This is a genomic window from Vibrio sp. E14 (genome assembly GCF_020515785.1).
GTDB classification, from domain to species: domain Bacteria; phylum Pseudomonadota; class Gammaproteobacteria; order Enterobacterales; family Vibrionaceae; genus Vibrio; species Vibrio diabolicus.
This window is the reverse complement of record NZ_JAHPJI010000006.1, coordinates 1-16,282: the sequence shown is the minus strand read 5'-3', so window position 1 is coordinate 16,282 and position 16,282 is coordinate 1. Positions and strand designations below refer to the sequence as shown.

Genomic DNA, 16,282 nt, shown 5'->3' with positions numbered 1-16,282 from the left:
CTAAAACACACTGTTTTTTGCGCTCGATATCATTGAGCGCTCTTATATACATCGGCCTGAAAGATCAAATCTTGACCAGTAATTGATATTTTTATCACGTGCTATTTTAGAGATAGGCTCGCATGCTCCGTATTGTGTCTACATTTTTTTATGAGCGCTTCCCGGCGCAACTCTAAGATCTCATCGATGAGTTTTTCTTTAGCGTTGATGCCAAAGTGCTGGGCATAATTTTTGACTTTTTCAATCTCATTAGGCTGTAAGCGGTATACCTCTTTCTTTAAACGAGCTTCTGCTTCGCTTCTAATCAAACCTTGGTCTTGTAGTAATTTAATGATGGTTTCATCGATTGGATTTACTGCTCTAGCCATGGTGCTCCATCTATCAATTTAAGTTCTAGCCATGTGGCTGGATGAATGACGCCGCACAACTTATAGAGCGAAGATGACAACTTGATTGCAGTGAGTACGATTCGTTAACCATCGCTATTATTTACAACCGCTTAAGCAACCATTAACTCTCTACCCCGACTCCTCACCATTGAATAAAGATCACATTCTGATAACAATTTTTAGTACTGGCTTCGATGTCATCCATATTTAACGTGCAAGTAATATTTATAAACAAGAATGATTGCTCTAGTTCAAATGATGGAAAAATAAGATGAAATTATCGCAGTGGGGTCTTTTATTAAGTGGCTTGGTGGCATTGCCAAGCATTGCAGATACAGATGTTTATCTAACCAATAACTCTGATCAGCCTTTAACTATTCAAGTAAAGCACGAAGGCAGTGATTTACTTCAATACGGAGAAGAGTGGCAGCAACATGTGCAAGTACTTGGTCCGTGGGAAACCAAACCTGTATTGAGCTTCAATCGTTGGGAAGGCGTGAAATCAAACCAAACTTACCGTTTTGAAACTGTGGTTTCTAGCCCTAAAGGTGAAAGCATAACACTCAATCAGGTCATGGAAGGTCATTGGTATAATTCAACCATTGAATATGGCTTATCGGCGTCCGATGTCGATTTATCTCTTAAAGATGATCGTAATATTCATCGTGCCAACACTAACGCTTTTGGCATCCGAGAAACCGAACTGGCATTTAAGTCAGACAGTACCGCTCGATACGACGATCTTTATTACACCATCACGCCAAGCAAAGTAAATGAATCTGTCGATAACGAAGAACAAAACCTTAAGTTGATGACATACAACATCTGGGCTCTTACGGCTATTGCATCGCACATCGGTGATCGTTACGAACTGATTCCTCAGTACGTCAAAGGTTATGATGTATTAGCGCTGCAAGAAGTGTTTGCAAGCGGTCGTGAAGCATTCCTACGTGAGTTAGCTAAGGAATATCCGTACCAAACTAAGATGTTAGATAAAGAAGGCGTTAATATTCATGATGGTGGGGTGATCATTGTCAGTCGCTATCCTATCGTGAATGAAGCGCAATATGTCTTCCCCGACTGCTCTGGCACAGACTGCTTTGCCGACAAAGGCGTGAATTATGCGGAAATTATTAAAGGTGGTCAGGCTTACCATGTGTTTGCTACCCATACCGCATCTTTCGATACAGACACCGCTCGCGAGTATCGTCAGCGCCAGTTCAAACAAATCCGCGCACTCGCTAAATCTCTCAACATTCCTTCAAGCGAAACTGTGGTATACAGCGGCGACTTTAACGTAAACAAAAGAAAGTTCTCTGGTGACTACCAACAAATGATCGCTAACTTAAGCGCCATAGAGCCTCAGTATTCTGGATACACGGAGTCAACCTTTGATCCCCGCATCAATAACTTCGCAGGTGAAGCGTTATCAGGTGGCGAAAACGTGGAATACCTTGACTATGTTATGGTGAGTAGTGAATACGGGGTGAAATCATTCAATGACAACCGTGTAGACGTGCCGCGCACAACCGCAGAGAGTTTATGGAAACACTACAATCTTTCTGACCATTTCCCAGTTAGCGCAACAATCAAGCCATGAAGAAAATCGCGTTGATAATCATGTCCGCCATTATGGCGGGCATGATGTTTTTAACTTTCAGTCAGGATGGGCAGCAAGAAGCGGCCGTGTCCGCTTCTGCTCCAAAGACAAAAAATAAGAACGTCCCCAGTACATCACTAAAAACAAGCAATATCGCTCCCAGTGCAGATGCTTCACCACAGACCGCAGAGCTCCCTTCTGCGACTCAAATAACGACTGAGAGACTAACTCTGCTCAAAGGGAGAGAACTCATCGCAGAGCTTGAGTCATTTTGGCATGAGTGCATGTCGAACCGCGACTGTGAGGAACAGTTAGCCTTGCTCGAGCCATATTTATCTTCAGCACGATTTCAGCTTTTGGCGAACTACCATCAACTCAACAGTCAATGGCAAGAGAGTGTAGGAAATTTGTTATTTGATGAGCAACAATCACTGGCGTCGCGTATTGCACAGCTGAAGAACGAAGCAAGAAGCATCTGGGGGGAATTGGCTGATGTTATTTTCGCGGATGAGTTCGCCCTATACGATTTCAATTTAGAGGCCCAACAGCTCAACACGCAAAGTCCAGAAAGCTTTTTGCAAGCTTTTGAGCAACTCATCATAGACTGGCAAGAAAATGCAGAGGCTATCGGGCTTACAAACGACCAAGCAAAATATGAGCGTGCAGTCGCCCTAATACCCAATAGCATGAGCTTTCCAGATCGCCAAACCATCATCGCAGAGCTGGAAAAAACTTACTTAACGAAGGACGAAAGCGAAGAGATTCACGCTCGTGAGCAACAAATTGCCGAGCAAAAAGAGCAAGTCAGAGATTACCAACAAGCATTGCAACAACTTGAGTCCAGACTCAGAAAAGAGAGAGCCACAAGCCATTCGAATTTGTCAGAACCGGAATGGCAAACCTATTACCAACAAGAAGTAGCGGATTTTCGTCGTGAATTTTTTTCTTCTTAACAATCAGCTTTGACTGACTGGGAGCTAAAAAAGGCACGTTGCTAATAAGCCGTCGTGCCTTATGTTCAACTCTCTACTTTTAATTCAGAACAAATTCAAACCAAATACATCTTTCACATCAAATAGCACTTGTTCAGTTTTCTCACGAGAACGCTGACTACCTTGTTTTAAAATATCAATCAGCTGTGCTTTATCATTCAAATACATGGCACGCTTTTCTCGAATAGGACGAAGCATCTCTTGTAGGCATTCTTCTAACACTTTCTTGGTCAAACCATCACCTAACCCACCTCGTCGATAATGCTCTTTTAGCTGTTCGACGTAATCTTTATCAGGGTGAAAGGCATCGAGGTAGGTAAATACGATATTACCTTCGACTTGGCCAGGGTCCTCAATTTTCAGGTGATTGGGGTCGGTATACATAGATTTCACCGCCGCAGAAATCTCCTTTTCAGACGCCCCTAGGTTGATTGCATTCCCCATGCTTTTAGACATCTTATTTTTGTCATCAGTACTCGGCAAACGAGGTGCATCACTAAGTAAAGGACGGCACTCTTTAAGAACCTCTTTTCCACCCAGGTGGTTTATTTTTCTTACGATTTCATTAGTTTGCTCCAACATCGGCAGTTGGTCATCACCTACCGGAACCAACGTCGCGTGGAACCCCGTAATATCGGCAGCTTGAGAAATTGGATACGTTAAAAAACCAGCGGGAATAGAGCGTTCAAAGCCTTTACTTTGAATCTCATTTTTAACCGTGGGATTACGCTCTAAACGCGCAATAGAGACAAGATTGCTGTAATACATCGTTAACTCTGCTAACGCTGGTATTTGAGATTGCAACGTGATCGTGGTTTGTGTGGGGTCGATACCAACGGCCAAATAATCCGCAACGACATTGAGAATATTGGAGGATACTTTTGATGGATTGTGGGCGTTATCCGTCAACCCTTGCATGTCTGCGACTAAGATCGTTTGCTCATGCTCCGTTTGCAATTTGACTCGTTGTTGCAATGAACCGACATAGTGCCCGAGGTGTAACGGACCTGTCGCTCGATCGCCGGTCAGGATAATTTCACGCTGTGGTGTACTTTGAATGGTGTTCATATTTATCTCCAAGTATTTAATAGATCGCTACTGGAGATAAAAAGATCAAACACTCTTAGCTACCATCCAGCAGCTTAAGAATGTGACTATTCCGTGCCGCTCTATTTAGAGCGCCACCAAAAGAAGGTTGTTGATGAAGGGCTAACGTGTATTTTCATGTTTTCAAACTAACAGTACATCAAGCTGAACTCAATCTGTTTTTGTATTGAATTAGCGTGAGTATTCAAAGAGCCTACAGAAACGATTACATTGGTAAAGACATCGCAATGACTAAAGCTGCACCAAACACCGAACCTGAGACAAATGCACAAAGTACGGTTTTGTTGTGTTTCCTTTTCATCGATGAACTCCTATCCATAACCACAATGACCAACCCTTTTATTTAATACGCATGTGGATGCATCACGATAAGTAGTAAACCAACATATCGCGCATAGAACCAGTGCAGCTTTGTTAAACTGGGACCTCGTCCATAACTTGGAATGCAAATGGTTCTGGAAACAACAAAAGAGGAAAATTTCATCACTTTTCTGTCCTGTCTCCCAGAGTTTATGGCTTAATAGACAGCAGGAATATTTTTCTTTTGCTGCGGGTACTTACATGGAAGCTGTTCTACATCAGTTGCAATTCTCTTTGTCGATAACCGGCCCTATCTGCTTAATGTTAATACTTGGCGTGGTGTTCAAACGCATCGGACTGATCAACGATAATTTTATCGAAGTAGGCTCCAAACTGGTGTTTCAAGTTACGCTACCTGCGATGTTATTTGTCAGTATTGTGGCTTCAGAACACGATTTTTCCGCGGCGAGTGGCTTTGTCAATTTCGGCGTCATCGCTAGCATTTCGTTTTTCATTTTCACCTACCTTTCGGTCAAGCTTCTGTTCAAAGCATCGCCTGACCAAGGTGTTCTTATCCAGGGTGGGTTTCGAGCAAACACAGGTATTATTGGCATCGCGTACGTTGCCAATGCGTATGGTTCTCAAGGTGTGGCGTTAGCAGCGCTTTATGTCGCGGTCACCACGTTTATTTACAACGTCCAAGCGGTAATTTGCTTATCTCCCAAAGGCGCAACTTCTGTCCCACAAGCCGCAAAAATGATGGGCCGAACACTGACGAGGAATCCACTGATAATCTCAATCGTCCTAGGGATGGCTTTCTATTTGCTCTCTATTCCAGTGCCGAATGTTGTTATTGATGCAGGGGACTACTTGTCCAAAATGACATTACCTTTAGCGCTGTTGTGTACGGGCGGCTCACTCGATTTTAGCTTGATGAGAAAAGAGAAAGGTCCATCTTGGTTTGCAAGCAGTTACAAGCTCATCGTGGCACCCGTAATGATCACTATTGGTGCTTACTTAGTAGGTTTTCGAGGAATTGAGTTAGGTATTCTTTTCTTTATGAACGCTTCCCCAGTGGCAGCGGCCAGTTATGTCATGGCACGTTCGATGGGAGGCAATGCCACATTAGCCGCAAATATCATCGCACTCACTACGGTACTTTCTACCGTCACGTGTACTTTGGGCATTCTATTTCTTAAGTTTTACGACTTAATATAATTGATCACCGATAAAGTAAAGGCGCGCTAGATAGTATTAAGATAAGCTACTGGTCGTGATTTGCAAAAGTGAGCTTTCTTACCAAACGAAAAAACTCACTCGCTTCTGATTCAGACAAACAAGCAAAAAATTCTTTCTGTAAGTTCGTCATGATTTGATGCACTTGCTTTAAAGCGTTTGCCCCCTCTTTTGTCATGCTGAGCATTTTGAGACGCTGATTCGATTTACTTTTAGAAACTTGAACAAACCCTCGCTTTTCCAAATTATCCACCATTCGCTTTGCTACACTTCGCTCAGTTCGAACCGCGTCAGCCAACGCTTGCTGACTCATGGGTTGAAACTCTTCCAAAGCGGCCAGTGCACTTGCCATCTCGAGTGTCATTAAATTTTGCCGAGAGAGCTCAGCTTGAGCACGGTTGCGATACATTCGCTGCATCACACCGCAGACAAACATAGGGCTTTGATCCAAAACGGAAATTGGGGAGATTTTCTGATCTTTCATCGTCGTTTGTTCTTCTTTAGGCTTTCATTCGGTCGGAAGGAGTAAGCAGATTCTGCATAAGGCAAAACGCTCCCCCTTCAAGTTTGCGTCAAAGACGGTAACCACCAAGTGAAAACATAAAATAAAGAGCGCCGAAGCGCCCTTTTATCGTGTTTATTATCACCAGTATAACTTAGTTACAGCAACCAAGTCTTACTCGCTTTGCTGAGCCGGTTTAGGATTAGTCTCAGACAACTCTGCCTCCGATTCTTTTCTCGCACGTCGATCAAACAATCGCTCAACCACCACAAAGAAGATTGGCACAAAGAATATACCTAAGATCGTCGCACTGATCATGCCACCAAGTACACCAGTACCTACCGCATTTTGACCTGCTGAGCCCACGCCAGAGCTGATAGCAAGCGGTACTACACCTAGACCAAAGGCAAGCGATGTCATAATAATTGGGCGCAGACGAACACGAACGGCATGCAGGGTTGCTTCGATAAGGCCAGCACCTTTCTCGTAGTAATCTTTCGCAAACTCAACAATCAGAATGGCGTTTTTAGTTGCCAAGCCGACCGTCGTTAATAAGCTCACCTGGAAGAATACATCGTTGTCCATACTTCGCGTCATTACCGCGAGCACAGCACCAAGCACACCAAGAGGCACAACTAACACCACGGCGAAAGGTACTGACCAACTTTCATACAAAGCGGCGAGAACTAAGAATACGACGAGGATAGACAGCGCATATAACATTGGCGCTTGGTTTCCGGAAAGGCGCTCTTCATACGAAATACCATTCCAGTTCACCGTGAAGCCTTCTGGTAGCTTTTCTACCATTGCTTCAATTTCTGCCATAGCTTCACCAGTACTGACGCCAGGAGCTGCGCCGCCTTGGATATTCATCGCTGGCAAACCATCAAAACGCTGCAAAAGAGGTGAACCATACGTCCACTCTCCGCTCGCAAAGGCAGAGAAAGGCACCATCTCACCTTTTGAGTTGCGCACGTACCACGAATCGAAGTCTTTTGGCTGCATACGGTATTCCGCATCACTTTGCATCATGACTTTTTTCACTCGACCGCGATCAATATAGTCGTTAATGTACGCCCCGCCCCATGCCGCTGACAGGATTTGGTTGACGTCATTAATGCTAACATCCAGAGCACGCAGTTTAACGTGGTCAATGTTCACTTTGTACATTGGCGCATCTGCTTGGCCGTTCGGACGAACACCGACAAATTTCGGGTTTTGTGCAGCCATGCCAAGCAGTTGACCTTGCGCAGCGACTAATGCGTCGTGACCTTTGTTCAACGAATCTTGAAGATAGAAATCAAAGCCTGTCGAGTTACCCAATTCTTGAATCGCAGGAGGTGCAAATGCAAACACCAGTGCTTCTTTGATGGTTGAGAAGTACCCCATCGCTCGACCCGTAATGGAAGCTGCATCAGCACCCGGCGCTTCACGCTCTGACCAATCTTTCAGACCGATAAATGCCATCCCCATGTTTTGGCCTTGGCCTGCAAAACTAAAGCCCGCAACGGAGAAGACGGATTTCACGTTGTCTTTCTCATCCACAAGGTAAAAGTCGCGCATTTTCTCAAGTGTTTTTTCCGTCTGCTCTTGCGTTGAGTTAGGCGGCAAAATGGCCATTGAGAATACCGTGCCTTGGTCTTCATCCGGCAAGAATGACGTCGGAAGGTTCATAAACAGCCAGCCCGCACCTGCACTCATTGCCAAGAATACAACCAACATACGACCTGTGCGCTTGAGGAGTTTAGCAACGCCGGTTTCATAGCCAGCTGTCATCGCATCAAACTTGCGGTTAAACCAGCCAAAGAAGCCTTTCTTTTCTAGAAGCTCAGCATCGCCTTTTTTCAGTAATGTTGCACATAATGCTGGAGTCAGAATTATCGCTACCAAAACTGAAAGTGTCATCGCCGCCACAATCGTTATCGAGAACTGACGGTAAATAACCCCTGTAGAACCAGACATAAACGCCATAGGGACGAATACCGCAGAAAGCGTCAGACCCACACCAATCAGAGCACCAGTGATCTGCCCCATCGATTTTTTGGTCGCTTCTTTGGGCTCTAACCCATCCTCATGCATCACACGCTCGACGTTTTCCACCACAACGATGGCATCGTCCACCAGCAAACCGATAGCCAGAACCATCGCGAACATGGTTAACGTGTTTACGCTAAATCCAGTCGCGTACAAAATAGCGAAGGTGCCGAGCAGTACGACAGGCACTGCGATCGTTGGAATGATCGTCGCACGGAAGTTCTGCAAGAACAGGTACATGATTAAGAACACAAGAAGAATGGCTTCTAATAGCGTTTTAACCACTTCTTGAATCGAGGCTTTGACGAATGGAGTCGTTTCAAATGGGTAAGCAATCTGCAACCCTTCTGGGAACGTAGCACTCAGTTGTTCTAAACGCTCTTTCACCGCATTAGCTGTCTCAAGCGCGTTTGCGCCAGTACCTAATGAAATACCTAACCCCGATGCTGGGAAGCCATTATATTGGCCTCGAATATCGTAACTTTCTGCACCACGTTCAACACGAGCTACATCTTTCAAATAAACATTCGAACCACTGGCATCAGACTTAAGAATGATGTTTTGGAACTCTTCCACACTGCTCAAACGACTTGCAGACGAAATCGTTGCATTCAACAGCTGACCTTCCTGCGCAGGTGCTGCACCAAGTTGACCTGAAGAAACTTGCGCGTTCTGTTCACTGATAGCATTTGCTACATCGATTGCGGTCAAGTTGAACTGCGTAAGCTTAAATGGATCCAGCCAAACTCGCATCGCATACTGCGCACCAAACGCCTGTACTTGTCCTACGCCAGTTACACGACTTATCGGGTCTTGAATATTCGTTACAACAAAGTCGCCGATATCGTTTTCTGTAAAGTCAGGATCTTCAGAATAAACTGCCACCACCATGAGAAACGCCGTGTTGGATTTATTCACGACGATACCTTGGTTTTGTACTTCCATCGGCAATGATGTCAATGCCAATTGCAGCTTGTTCTGCACCTGTACTTGCGCGATATCAGGATCAGCTTCGCTATCAAACGTCAGGGTAATTGTCGCATTACCGAATGCATCACTGCTCGATGATAGGTAGCGAAGATAATCTAATCCCGTCATATTTTGCTCGATAACCTGCGTTACCGAGTCTTCAACGGTTTTCGCTGATGCACCTGGATAACGTGCACTGATGGTGATCGTTGTCGGTGAAATCGTTGGGTATTGCGAGACGGGTAAATTGAATAATGACATTACCCCCGCCAACATCGTTAGAATCGCGAGAACCCAAGCAAATACCGGACGATCGATAAAAAATCGTGCCATGATTACTCCTGTTCACCGTTTTGGATAGTTACAGGACTGCCTGGACCTACCTTTTGTAACCCAGCAGTAATGACTTTATCGCCCGCTTTCAAACCATCAATGATACGCCATTGATTATTGATCGCTTCGGCTGTCTTCACTGGTCTCGCTTCAACTTTGTTCTCACCATTCACCATCATCACTGTCGCTTTGCCTGTCGCATCGCGAGAAACGGTATTTTGTGGTATCAGAATCGCGTCAGGGTCAACACCAGTAATAACCGTCGCACGAACAAACATTCCTGGAAGTAACAAACCGTCAGGGTTTGGGAATTCAGCACGAAGCGTCACGCTACCCGTACTTTCGTTCACATTGACCTCGGTAAATTTCATCGTGCCTTTATGTTCGTACGTGCTGCCATCTTCAAGCATCAATGTAACTTGCGCAGAGTCATCTTCTTGCATATGACCTTGGGAAAGAGCCGCTTTTAAACGCAGCAGTTGCGCGGATGATTGCACAATATCAACGTTGATAGGATCAAGCTGCTGAATGGTCGCTAATTTGGCTGCTTGGTTAGCCGTAACCAACGCACCCGCCGTCACACTCGATTTACCGATCACACCGCTAATCGGAGCTTTCACTTGCGTGTAATCTAAATTGATTTTTGCCGTATTGATCTTAGCTTTTGCGACTAGGACCTGTGCTTGCGCTTCCTTGTATGCTGCTTCTGCTTCATCCAAATCTTGTTGGCTGATGGACTTTTTGGTGATCAAGGTTCTGTAACGCTTCACTGTGGCATGGGTCGATTCTGCCGCTGCTTGAGCTCGGATTAATTCCGCTTCAGCGCTCAGCAAATCCGCTTGAAATGATGAATCATCAATTTGATATAGGGACTGTCCTTGTTCAACAAGGCCGCCTTCAACAAAATTTCGTTCTGAAATAATGCCTGTAACTTGCGGACGAACTTCCGCTTCTTTGAATGCACGGCTACGACCTGGCAACTCAACAGTTAACGCTTGGCGAGTTGGCTCCACCGTTAACACTTCAACTTCGGTTGCGGGCGCAGGACCACTACCTTGACTCGATCCTTCTTCGCTAGGTTGACATCCAACCACAAAAAGGCTCGACGCAATCAGCAGAGATAGCGTGGTTTTACGTCTCATGAATTTTTCTCTCTTTTACCTACAAGCCTTCAAGATTCCTTGCTAAAAACTTCTAGAATGACTTAATGATGACTAACGGATGTATATCCAGAACAAATTAATTAGGATGATAATTACCCAGTGTTGTACATACAACAAAATTTACAGTTCTATACGCTTACGAAAAACGTTTATGGTAAAGGTGTAATGAAGTTCTCAAATTTGAAGATTTTGGGTTGGAAATCACACTTTCCTGTGAGCAATTGCAATGGTTAAAAAGCAGCAAAAGTGATGATAAAAGCAGCAAAAGTGATGATAAAAGCATCATCACGCTGTACAGAGTTTGTCACCGCTGTCTAGGATTATTTGCCCCTCTGGTATACAAATTTAAGTAAAAGAGGAATGTAAATATAGTCGAGCCTTCAAAAGTCAGGTTCGACCCTTATCTAAAAAATAACCCGCTAAGAAGCGGGTTATTTCGTCAGTGAGACTGCAGTTCTCAAGCTTATACTTTGAACTGACTAACCTGATGATCTAAGCGCTGGGTTTGCTCTGATAACATGGCTAAAGATGCTTGCGCTTGATTTACGATTTCCACAATAGATGTACTGCTATCCGCAATGCCTTGTACGTTGCTATTTACTTCGTCACTTACCGTACTTTGCTGGCTTGCAGCCGTTGCAATGTGTGTGTTCATCTCGTTCATACGTGAAATCGCGTTCAAGATTTCAGAAAGGGATTGACTCGCTCTCCCTGCCGATTGAATTGTTTCATCACTGCTATTTTGGCTACCACGCATCACTTCTACGGCTTGTCCCGCACCAGATTGTAGCTTTTCAATCATGGTTTGGATTTCACCCGTACTCTGTTGTGTGCGACTGGCTAACGAGCGAACCTCATCTGCTACAACAGCAAAACCTCGCCCTTGCTCTCCTGCACGAGCCGCTTCAATCGCTGCGTTAAGCGCCAATAAGTTCGTTTGCTCTGCGATACCACGAATGACATCCAATACAGAAGCAATGTTACTCACATCATGATCCAATGTGTTAATGACGTGGCTTGCACTTTCGATTTCACTTGCGAGGCTACGAATTGAGCTAACGGTTTGATCCAAAATAACATTGGTATTGGTAAGTTCATCATTCGCTGTTTGGCTCGCAACCGCAGCTTCGTTAGCGCTATCGCTGACATTTCTGCTGGTGACTTGCATTTCATGCACTGCCGCTGCTACCGCCTCGCTGTCTTTTTGCTGAGAAACGGTCGAGTTCGCGATGGTCGTGGTCAACGAGCTAAGATTTTCCATCTCATTACGCAAGGTATTCGAACTTTCAATTACTTGAGAAACTGTCGCTTGGATTTTAGACACAAACTGATTAAACGCGTTCGCTAAATTGCCAATTTCGTCTTGTGTTTTTACATCGATTCGCTGGCTTAAATCACCTTCACCAGAAGCAATTTCTGTCATCGCATTTTTGATATCGTTGATAGGCTTCACGACGGTTTGCAACAACAAAAACGCCATCGCAATAGCGGCCAGAATAACAATCACAATGCCCGCTTCAAGAATTACCTGAGCTCTTGTTGCGGCTGCTGAGATTTCATCTTTCAATAGGCTTTGTTTTTCTTCTATCGCATCTTTCACAACATTAAGTTGCGCTCTTACCTCGATAAACTGATTTTCAAAGGTGTGTTTGTGTTCGTTGTAGTAACCAAGCCATTGTGATTGAGGTAAACGCAACATCGCTTCATAACTCGCCAACCATTTTTCACCTAGGGAGACAAGCTTTCTCACTTCATTACCGTGTGAAGAAGACATCACGCCAGCTTGCGATAGCTCAATCATTTTCTCCATACGTGGCAGCGCTTTGTATGCGTTGTCTTTGTATTCACCGATGTGGTGGTCAATATCGGTTTGAGTATCAGAAAGAGCAACACCTTGAATTGCAGATGTCGCTTGGTAAAGATCGCGGTAAGCATCCTCAATCGTTAATAAGTTCGGCACTATCTGTTCGTTAAGTGTTTCACTCAACTCAGATTGTTTCCAACTTGTCATAACGTTTAATACAGAGCTCACAATAAACAATCCAATAATCAGTGACAGCGGAATCACTATCTTCTGCTTGATCGTTAAGTTCTGGAACATGAATAGACTCTCTTTAATTATGGTATACAAACTGCCAGAAATTATATCAAACAAATAGAGTATCCCATTAGGTAAAAGACTCTATTAAACATGATATCTGATGACTTTTTGACAAGCGTTCTAATTTCAACAATTAATTGATTTTGTGGAAAATTTAATAAGGAACGCTCATCACAACATGCGAATAAAAACGCACTACCTGTATGGAAAATGTGTAACAAAAGGTGAATAAAAAGGAGGCTTTTTGAAGGGGTTGCCGACTCAACGAGTAATTGAGAATCAATACGATATACAGCTCTGGGATTGAACTTATCGCATAATACGAAAAAGCCCCAGCATTTCTGCTAGGGCTCAAATGTGGCGGTGAGTGAGAGATTCGAACTCTCGATTGCAAGCTGCCGAATTTAAATCATTTAATATCAACATCTTAATCATATTTAAATTCTTAACTCTGTACCAGCTTTTTGTACCATCTAGTTAAGAGGAGGCAGTGTTTTGTCACAACGCTGAGCATTAGAATGAGCTAATACTTTTCCAACCGCAGTAATCTGCACGCTCACGCCTAACTCATTCCACCAATCCTTTAGAGCTTTAAGGTGTGGACGTTTATCCCACTCGTTCATAAGAGCATCAATGTTTGCTTGCCTCTTAGACGCATTATTCTCGTATAAGCTATATACTGCATTTAACGCTTCTATTTCATTGTCTGAAATTCGGTTTTTAATGACTGTGGGCACACCATTGCTCATAACTTTGTGGTTTATAGTCAATGATGCGATTTCCTTTTGGTTGGGCACAGGTAACATTAGATAGTCACTATCAAAAGCGTGTTGCACCAAGATTTGTTCGGATAAGTTAACGCCCTTTAATATCTCAATAGCCTTGTTGTGATTATCCGAATCTTTTTTTATTCCAACATCAATAAATCCCGCCAACTTCTCCGGATAATACTGTTCTAGCGTCTTCAAACCTATGAATGTATTTAATCTTGCGGCATCTAGTATGTCTAGGTGATCCAACCATTCGTCCCCTTTAGGTAGGTCTCCATCGCATAACTTCTCAAATAGATTTTCCAGAGCATCTAAAGCCTGACTTGGTTCAGCGGTAACAGGGTAAAAGTATGAAATTGAATGAAATACAGTCAATCCTCGAAGAGCGTCATCCGATATTTCATCAACAATTTCAACTGCACGGTTGATACCAGCTCTAACTTTACGGTTCTCTCCCTTTTGGAATCTATGTATTAACAGTTCAGACAGCATGTCATAGTCTGCCACCCTTTCACTAGAAGCAGCAGTTTTCTGAGCTTCCACCAATAAGATCTGAAAGCTAGGGTCTGCAAATGCCTCCAGAGCTCCTTCAACTTGCTCCATTTTTTCCATTAAAGTATTTTCAAAAACCTCCACCCTTTCGGTGGCAACGATAAGTGCCTCTTGTGAGTAATCATTTCTCTGCTGAAGGCTCATCTCCTGAAAAATTTCTCTAGCTCTTTTTTCATCCACTCCCATAACGACAGTCATGTTCTGAGCTTGAAGGTTCGTTGAGCCATCCCCACTTTCTTGGTTCTGTCTATTTATCATCTTTTCCACCACGTATCCGCAAGTCACCACCAACTTGTATATTGGTTGAGTTATTCCCAGATTTCTGAGTTTGTTTGTTACCTCGAGCGGAAAAGAACCATCCAACCAAAGCTAACGTTACAGCTACAAAGATACCGCTTAACAACCACTCTTTATTATCAATAATCCATTGCACAACAGAGGCTCCTACAGAAAAATTTACATTCTAACTAATACTCTCAATGCTAAGCAACAGAGCACACATCCATTAACTAGTGAATTAGGGATACCCAAACGACTACGCCCAAGTAATTTACTAACAAATTCATTAAGACCAATGTTCTGCTTTTATTGGTATCAAAGACTAAACAGGTACGCCTAGCTCAAAACCATTCGTTTTCGAACCTACCCGCATAGTATGAGACAAAAACGTCTCATAAGTACCCTCTTGACATTTTGACCTAGGCTCATAAAATCCATACTACTTTTTCAGAGTGGTATGCGAGGGCTAATGAGTACGAGGACTTATTTCTATTGTCGAGTCTCTACAACAGAGCAGACAACAGCGAACCAAATACAAGCCTTCAAAGACAGAGGATATGAAGTCAACGAAGCTTTTGTAGTTGAAGATGTTGTATCAGGTGGTGTTTGTGCTTTGGAACGTAAAGGCTTCAGGATTCTTATTGAGCACAAGCTTGTTGCAGGTGACACGCTGGTGGTCTTAAAGCTAGACCGTTTAGGACGTGACAACATAGATGTACAACAAACGATCAAGCTTTTGATGGACAAAGGTATCAATATCCACTGTTTAGATTTACCACATAACGACCTAAACAGCCCTGAAGGTCAGTTAATGTTGAAAATGTTTTTAGCTTTTGCTGAGTTTGAAAAAGATCGTATTAGAGAACGAACAATTGAGGGTCAAGCAAGAGCAAGGGCTGAAGGTAAAACTATTGGTCGTCCTGCCAAAGCAAGTGCAGATAAAGTGGCAAAGCTAAGGAATGAAGGACTGTCCATATCCAAAACCGCAAAGAAGCTTAACATCTCTCAATCAACGGTTAAGCGCCTCTACGCAGAATCAAAGAAGAGTAAGGAGAAAAATGGAAACAACAGTAACTAGCAACGCTAAAGAAGTAATTAACGCCTACACAGACGGTTCGTGTATTACGCAGAAATGCTTAGGCGGCTGGGCATTCATACTAACTAGAGCAGACAAAGAGCTAGAACGTTCTGGACACGAAAGAAAGACCACCAGCAACAGAATGGAACTAACGGCAGCAATCAAAGCATTAGAGGTCATATATAAGAAATATCCGAATAACCCTATAACTGTCCACACAGACAGCCAATATGTAAAAAATGGAATCACTACATGGATACGTTGCTGGAAGCGTAATGGTTGGCGTAGGAGTGACAGAAAACCCGTCCTTAATGCAGACTTATGGCAGAAATTGGACGAACTGAACGAATCAATGAATGTTTCTTGGGAGTGGGTAAAAGCACACAATGGTCATCCTCTAAACGAGAGAGTTCACATGCTTGCTTACTCTGCTATTCCACAAAAGTAAAATTACAAAGGTATAACAACATGGAACAAACTACATTAGTTGAAGATTTTATCCTACCAGAAGTTGAACTTAACGAGATAGACAACTATCACCGCATACCTGAAGTCAAAGCATGGTTTGTCTGTTCAATGAAAAATGCAAAGAAAGCGGCAAAAGATGGTCTACCCGTAATCCGAACGCACGCAGGCAACTGGTACGGTCGTCTCTCTTAAAAAATGAACTTTTTTAAATCACGTTTTGTGTAAACGTCAGGGGGCGATGCAATCGAAGGAGAAACGAACTCGGAAGCTAACGCCCCCCTAGTACATCTGTAAGTTAACACAACGTAAGCCTTAAGGTTCATAACCGCAGCCGCTATGTAGCCTTACCGAGCCTTCGGAGTATATGTAATCAGAGGTTTATGTCCCTCTAAGCTAACCTCTGAGAAGC

14 protein-coding genes are annotated in these 16,282 nt (G+C 43.6%); 6 read left to right on the top strand and 8 right to left on the bottom strand.

Annotated features, from left to right (window positions below):
• Positions 1-101 precede the first annotated feature (101 nt).
• A complete protein-coding gene (locus tag LIX84_RS16410; RefSeq protein WP_012841963.1) occupies positions 102-368 on the bottom strand; it encodes a hypothetical protein in 267 nt (88 codons plus the stop codon).
• A gap of 292 nt (positions 369-660) precedes the next feature.
• Here LIX84_RS16410 and LIX84_RS16405 point away from each other — a divergent pair, with 292 nt between their 5' ends.
• Both LIX84_RS16405 and LIX84_RS16400 read left to right on the top strand, forming a co-directional pair.
• Positions 661-1,989 carry a sphingomyelin phosphodiesterase gene (locus LIX84_RS16405; RefSeq protein WP_226421763.1) on the top strand — a complete coding sequence of 443 codons (1,329 nt, stop codon included), beginning with the start codon at positions 661-663 and terminating at the stop codon, positions 1,987-1,989.
• Positions 1,986-2,942, top strand: coding sequence for an ATP-dependent dsDNA exonuclease (locus tag LIX84_RS16400; RefSeq protein ID WP_226421762.1), 957 nt, complete (start codon positions 1,986-1,988; stop codon positions 2,940-2,942). The genes LIX84_RS16405 and LIX84_RS16400 overlap by 4 nt, the downstream gene beginning before the upstream one ends.
• An 84-nt stretch (positions 2,943-3,026) precedes the next feature.
• Here LIX84_RS16400 and trpS read toward each other — a convergent pair whose 3' ends face one another.
• Positions 3,027-4,049 (bottom strand): tryptophan--tRNA ligase, encoded by a 1,023-nt coding sequence (gene trpS / locus LIX84_RS16395; RefSeq protein WP_226421761.1) that lies wholly within the window; start codon positions 4,047-4,049, stop codon positions 3,027-3,029.
• A 600-nt stretch (positions 4,050-4,649) separates the two neighbouring features.
• On the opposite strand from trpS, the gene LIX84_RS16390 reads away from it, so the two are divergent.
• Positions 4,650-5,606, top strand: a complete 957-nt coding sequence (locus tag LIX84_RS16390) for an AEC family transporter (RefSeq protein WP_145474265.1) — start codon at positions 4,650-4,652, stop codon at positions 5,604-5,606.
• A 46-nt stretch (positions 5,607-5,652) separates the two neighbouring features.
• Here LIX84_RS16390 and LIX84_RS16385 read toward each other — a convergent pair whose 3' ends face one another.
• The 6 genes from LIX84_RS16385 to LIX84_RS16360 form a co-directional block, all read right to left on the bottom strand.
• Complete coding sequence (locus LIX84_RS16385) at positions 5,653-6,108, bottom strand: MarR family winged helix-turn-helix transcriptional regulator (protein ID WP_012841967.1); 456 nt, start codon at positions 6,106-6,108, stop codon at positions 5,653-5,655.
• A gap of 192 nt (positions 6,109-6,300) precedes the next feature.
• Positions 6,301-9,462, bottom strand: coding sequence for an efflux RND transporter permease subunit (locus LIX84_RS16380; RefSeq protein WP_226421760.1), 3,162 nt, complete (start codon positions 9,460-9,462; stop codon positions 6,301-6,303).
• 2 nt (positions 9,463-9,464) lie between these two features.
• Positions 9,465-10,604 (bottom strand): efflux RND transporter periplasmic adaptor subunit, encoded by a 1,140-nt coding sequence (locus LIX84_RS16375; protein ID WP_005390787.1) that lies wholly within the window; start codon positions 10,602-10,604, stop codon positions 9,465-9,467.
• A gap of 484 nt (positions 10,605-11,088) precedes the next feature.
• A complete protein-coding gene (locus LIX84_RS16370; protein ID WP_054867757.1) occupies positions 11,089-12,726 on the bottom strand; it encodes a methyl-accepting chemotaxis protein in 1,638 nt (545 codons plus the stop codon).
• A gap of 473 nt (positions 12,727-13,199) precedes the next feature.
• The gene (locus tag LIX84_RS16365; RefSeq protein WP_226421874.1) at positions 13,200-14,306 is read right to left on the bottom strand and encodes an LPO_1073/Vpar_1526 family protein; all 1,107 of its coding nucleotides are present in this window, start codon (positions 14,304-14,306) and stop codon (positions 13,200-13,202) included.
• A complete protein-coding gene (locus LIX84_RS16360; protein WP_226421759.1) occupies positions 14,296-14,481 on the bottom strand; it encodes a hypothetical protein in 186 nt (61 codons plus the stop codon). Before LIX84_RS16360 ends, LIX84_RS16365 begins: the two co-directional genes overlap by 11 nt.
• A gap of 315 nt (positions 14,482-14,796) precedes the next feature.
• Here LIX84_RS16360 and LIX84_RS16355 point away from each other — a divergent pair, with 315 nt between their 5' ends.
• From LIX84_RS16355 to LIX84_RS16345, 3 genes are read left to right on the top strand one after another with little or no spacing between them, the layout of a single operon-like run.
• The gene (locus LIX84_RS16355) at positions 14,797-15,405 is read left to right on the top strand and encodes a recombinase family protein (protein WP_226421758.1); all 609 of its coding nucleotides are present in this window, start codon (positions 14,797-14,799) and stop codon (positions 15,403-15,405) included.
• Positions 15,386-15,853, top strand: a complete 468-nt coding sequence (gene rnhA, locus LIX84_RS16350) for a ribonuclease HI (protein ID WP_005495799.1) — start codon at positions 15,386-15,388, stop codon at positions 15,851-15,853. Before LIX84_RS16355 ends, rnhA begins: the two co-directional genes overlap by 20 nt.
• Positions 15,854-15,873: 20 nt before the next feature.
• On the top strand, positions 15,874-16,065 hold the full coding sequence (locus LIX84_RS16345) for a hypothetical protein (RefSeq protein ID WP_005495802.1): 192 nt from the start codon (positions 15,874-15,876) through the stop codon (positions 16,063-16,065).
• Positions 16,066-16,282: the final 217 nt, after the last annotated feature.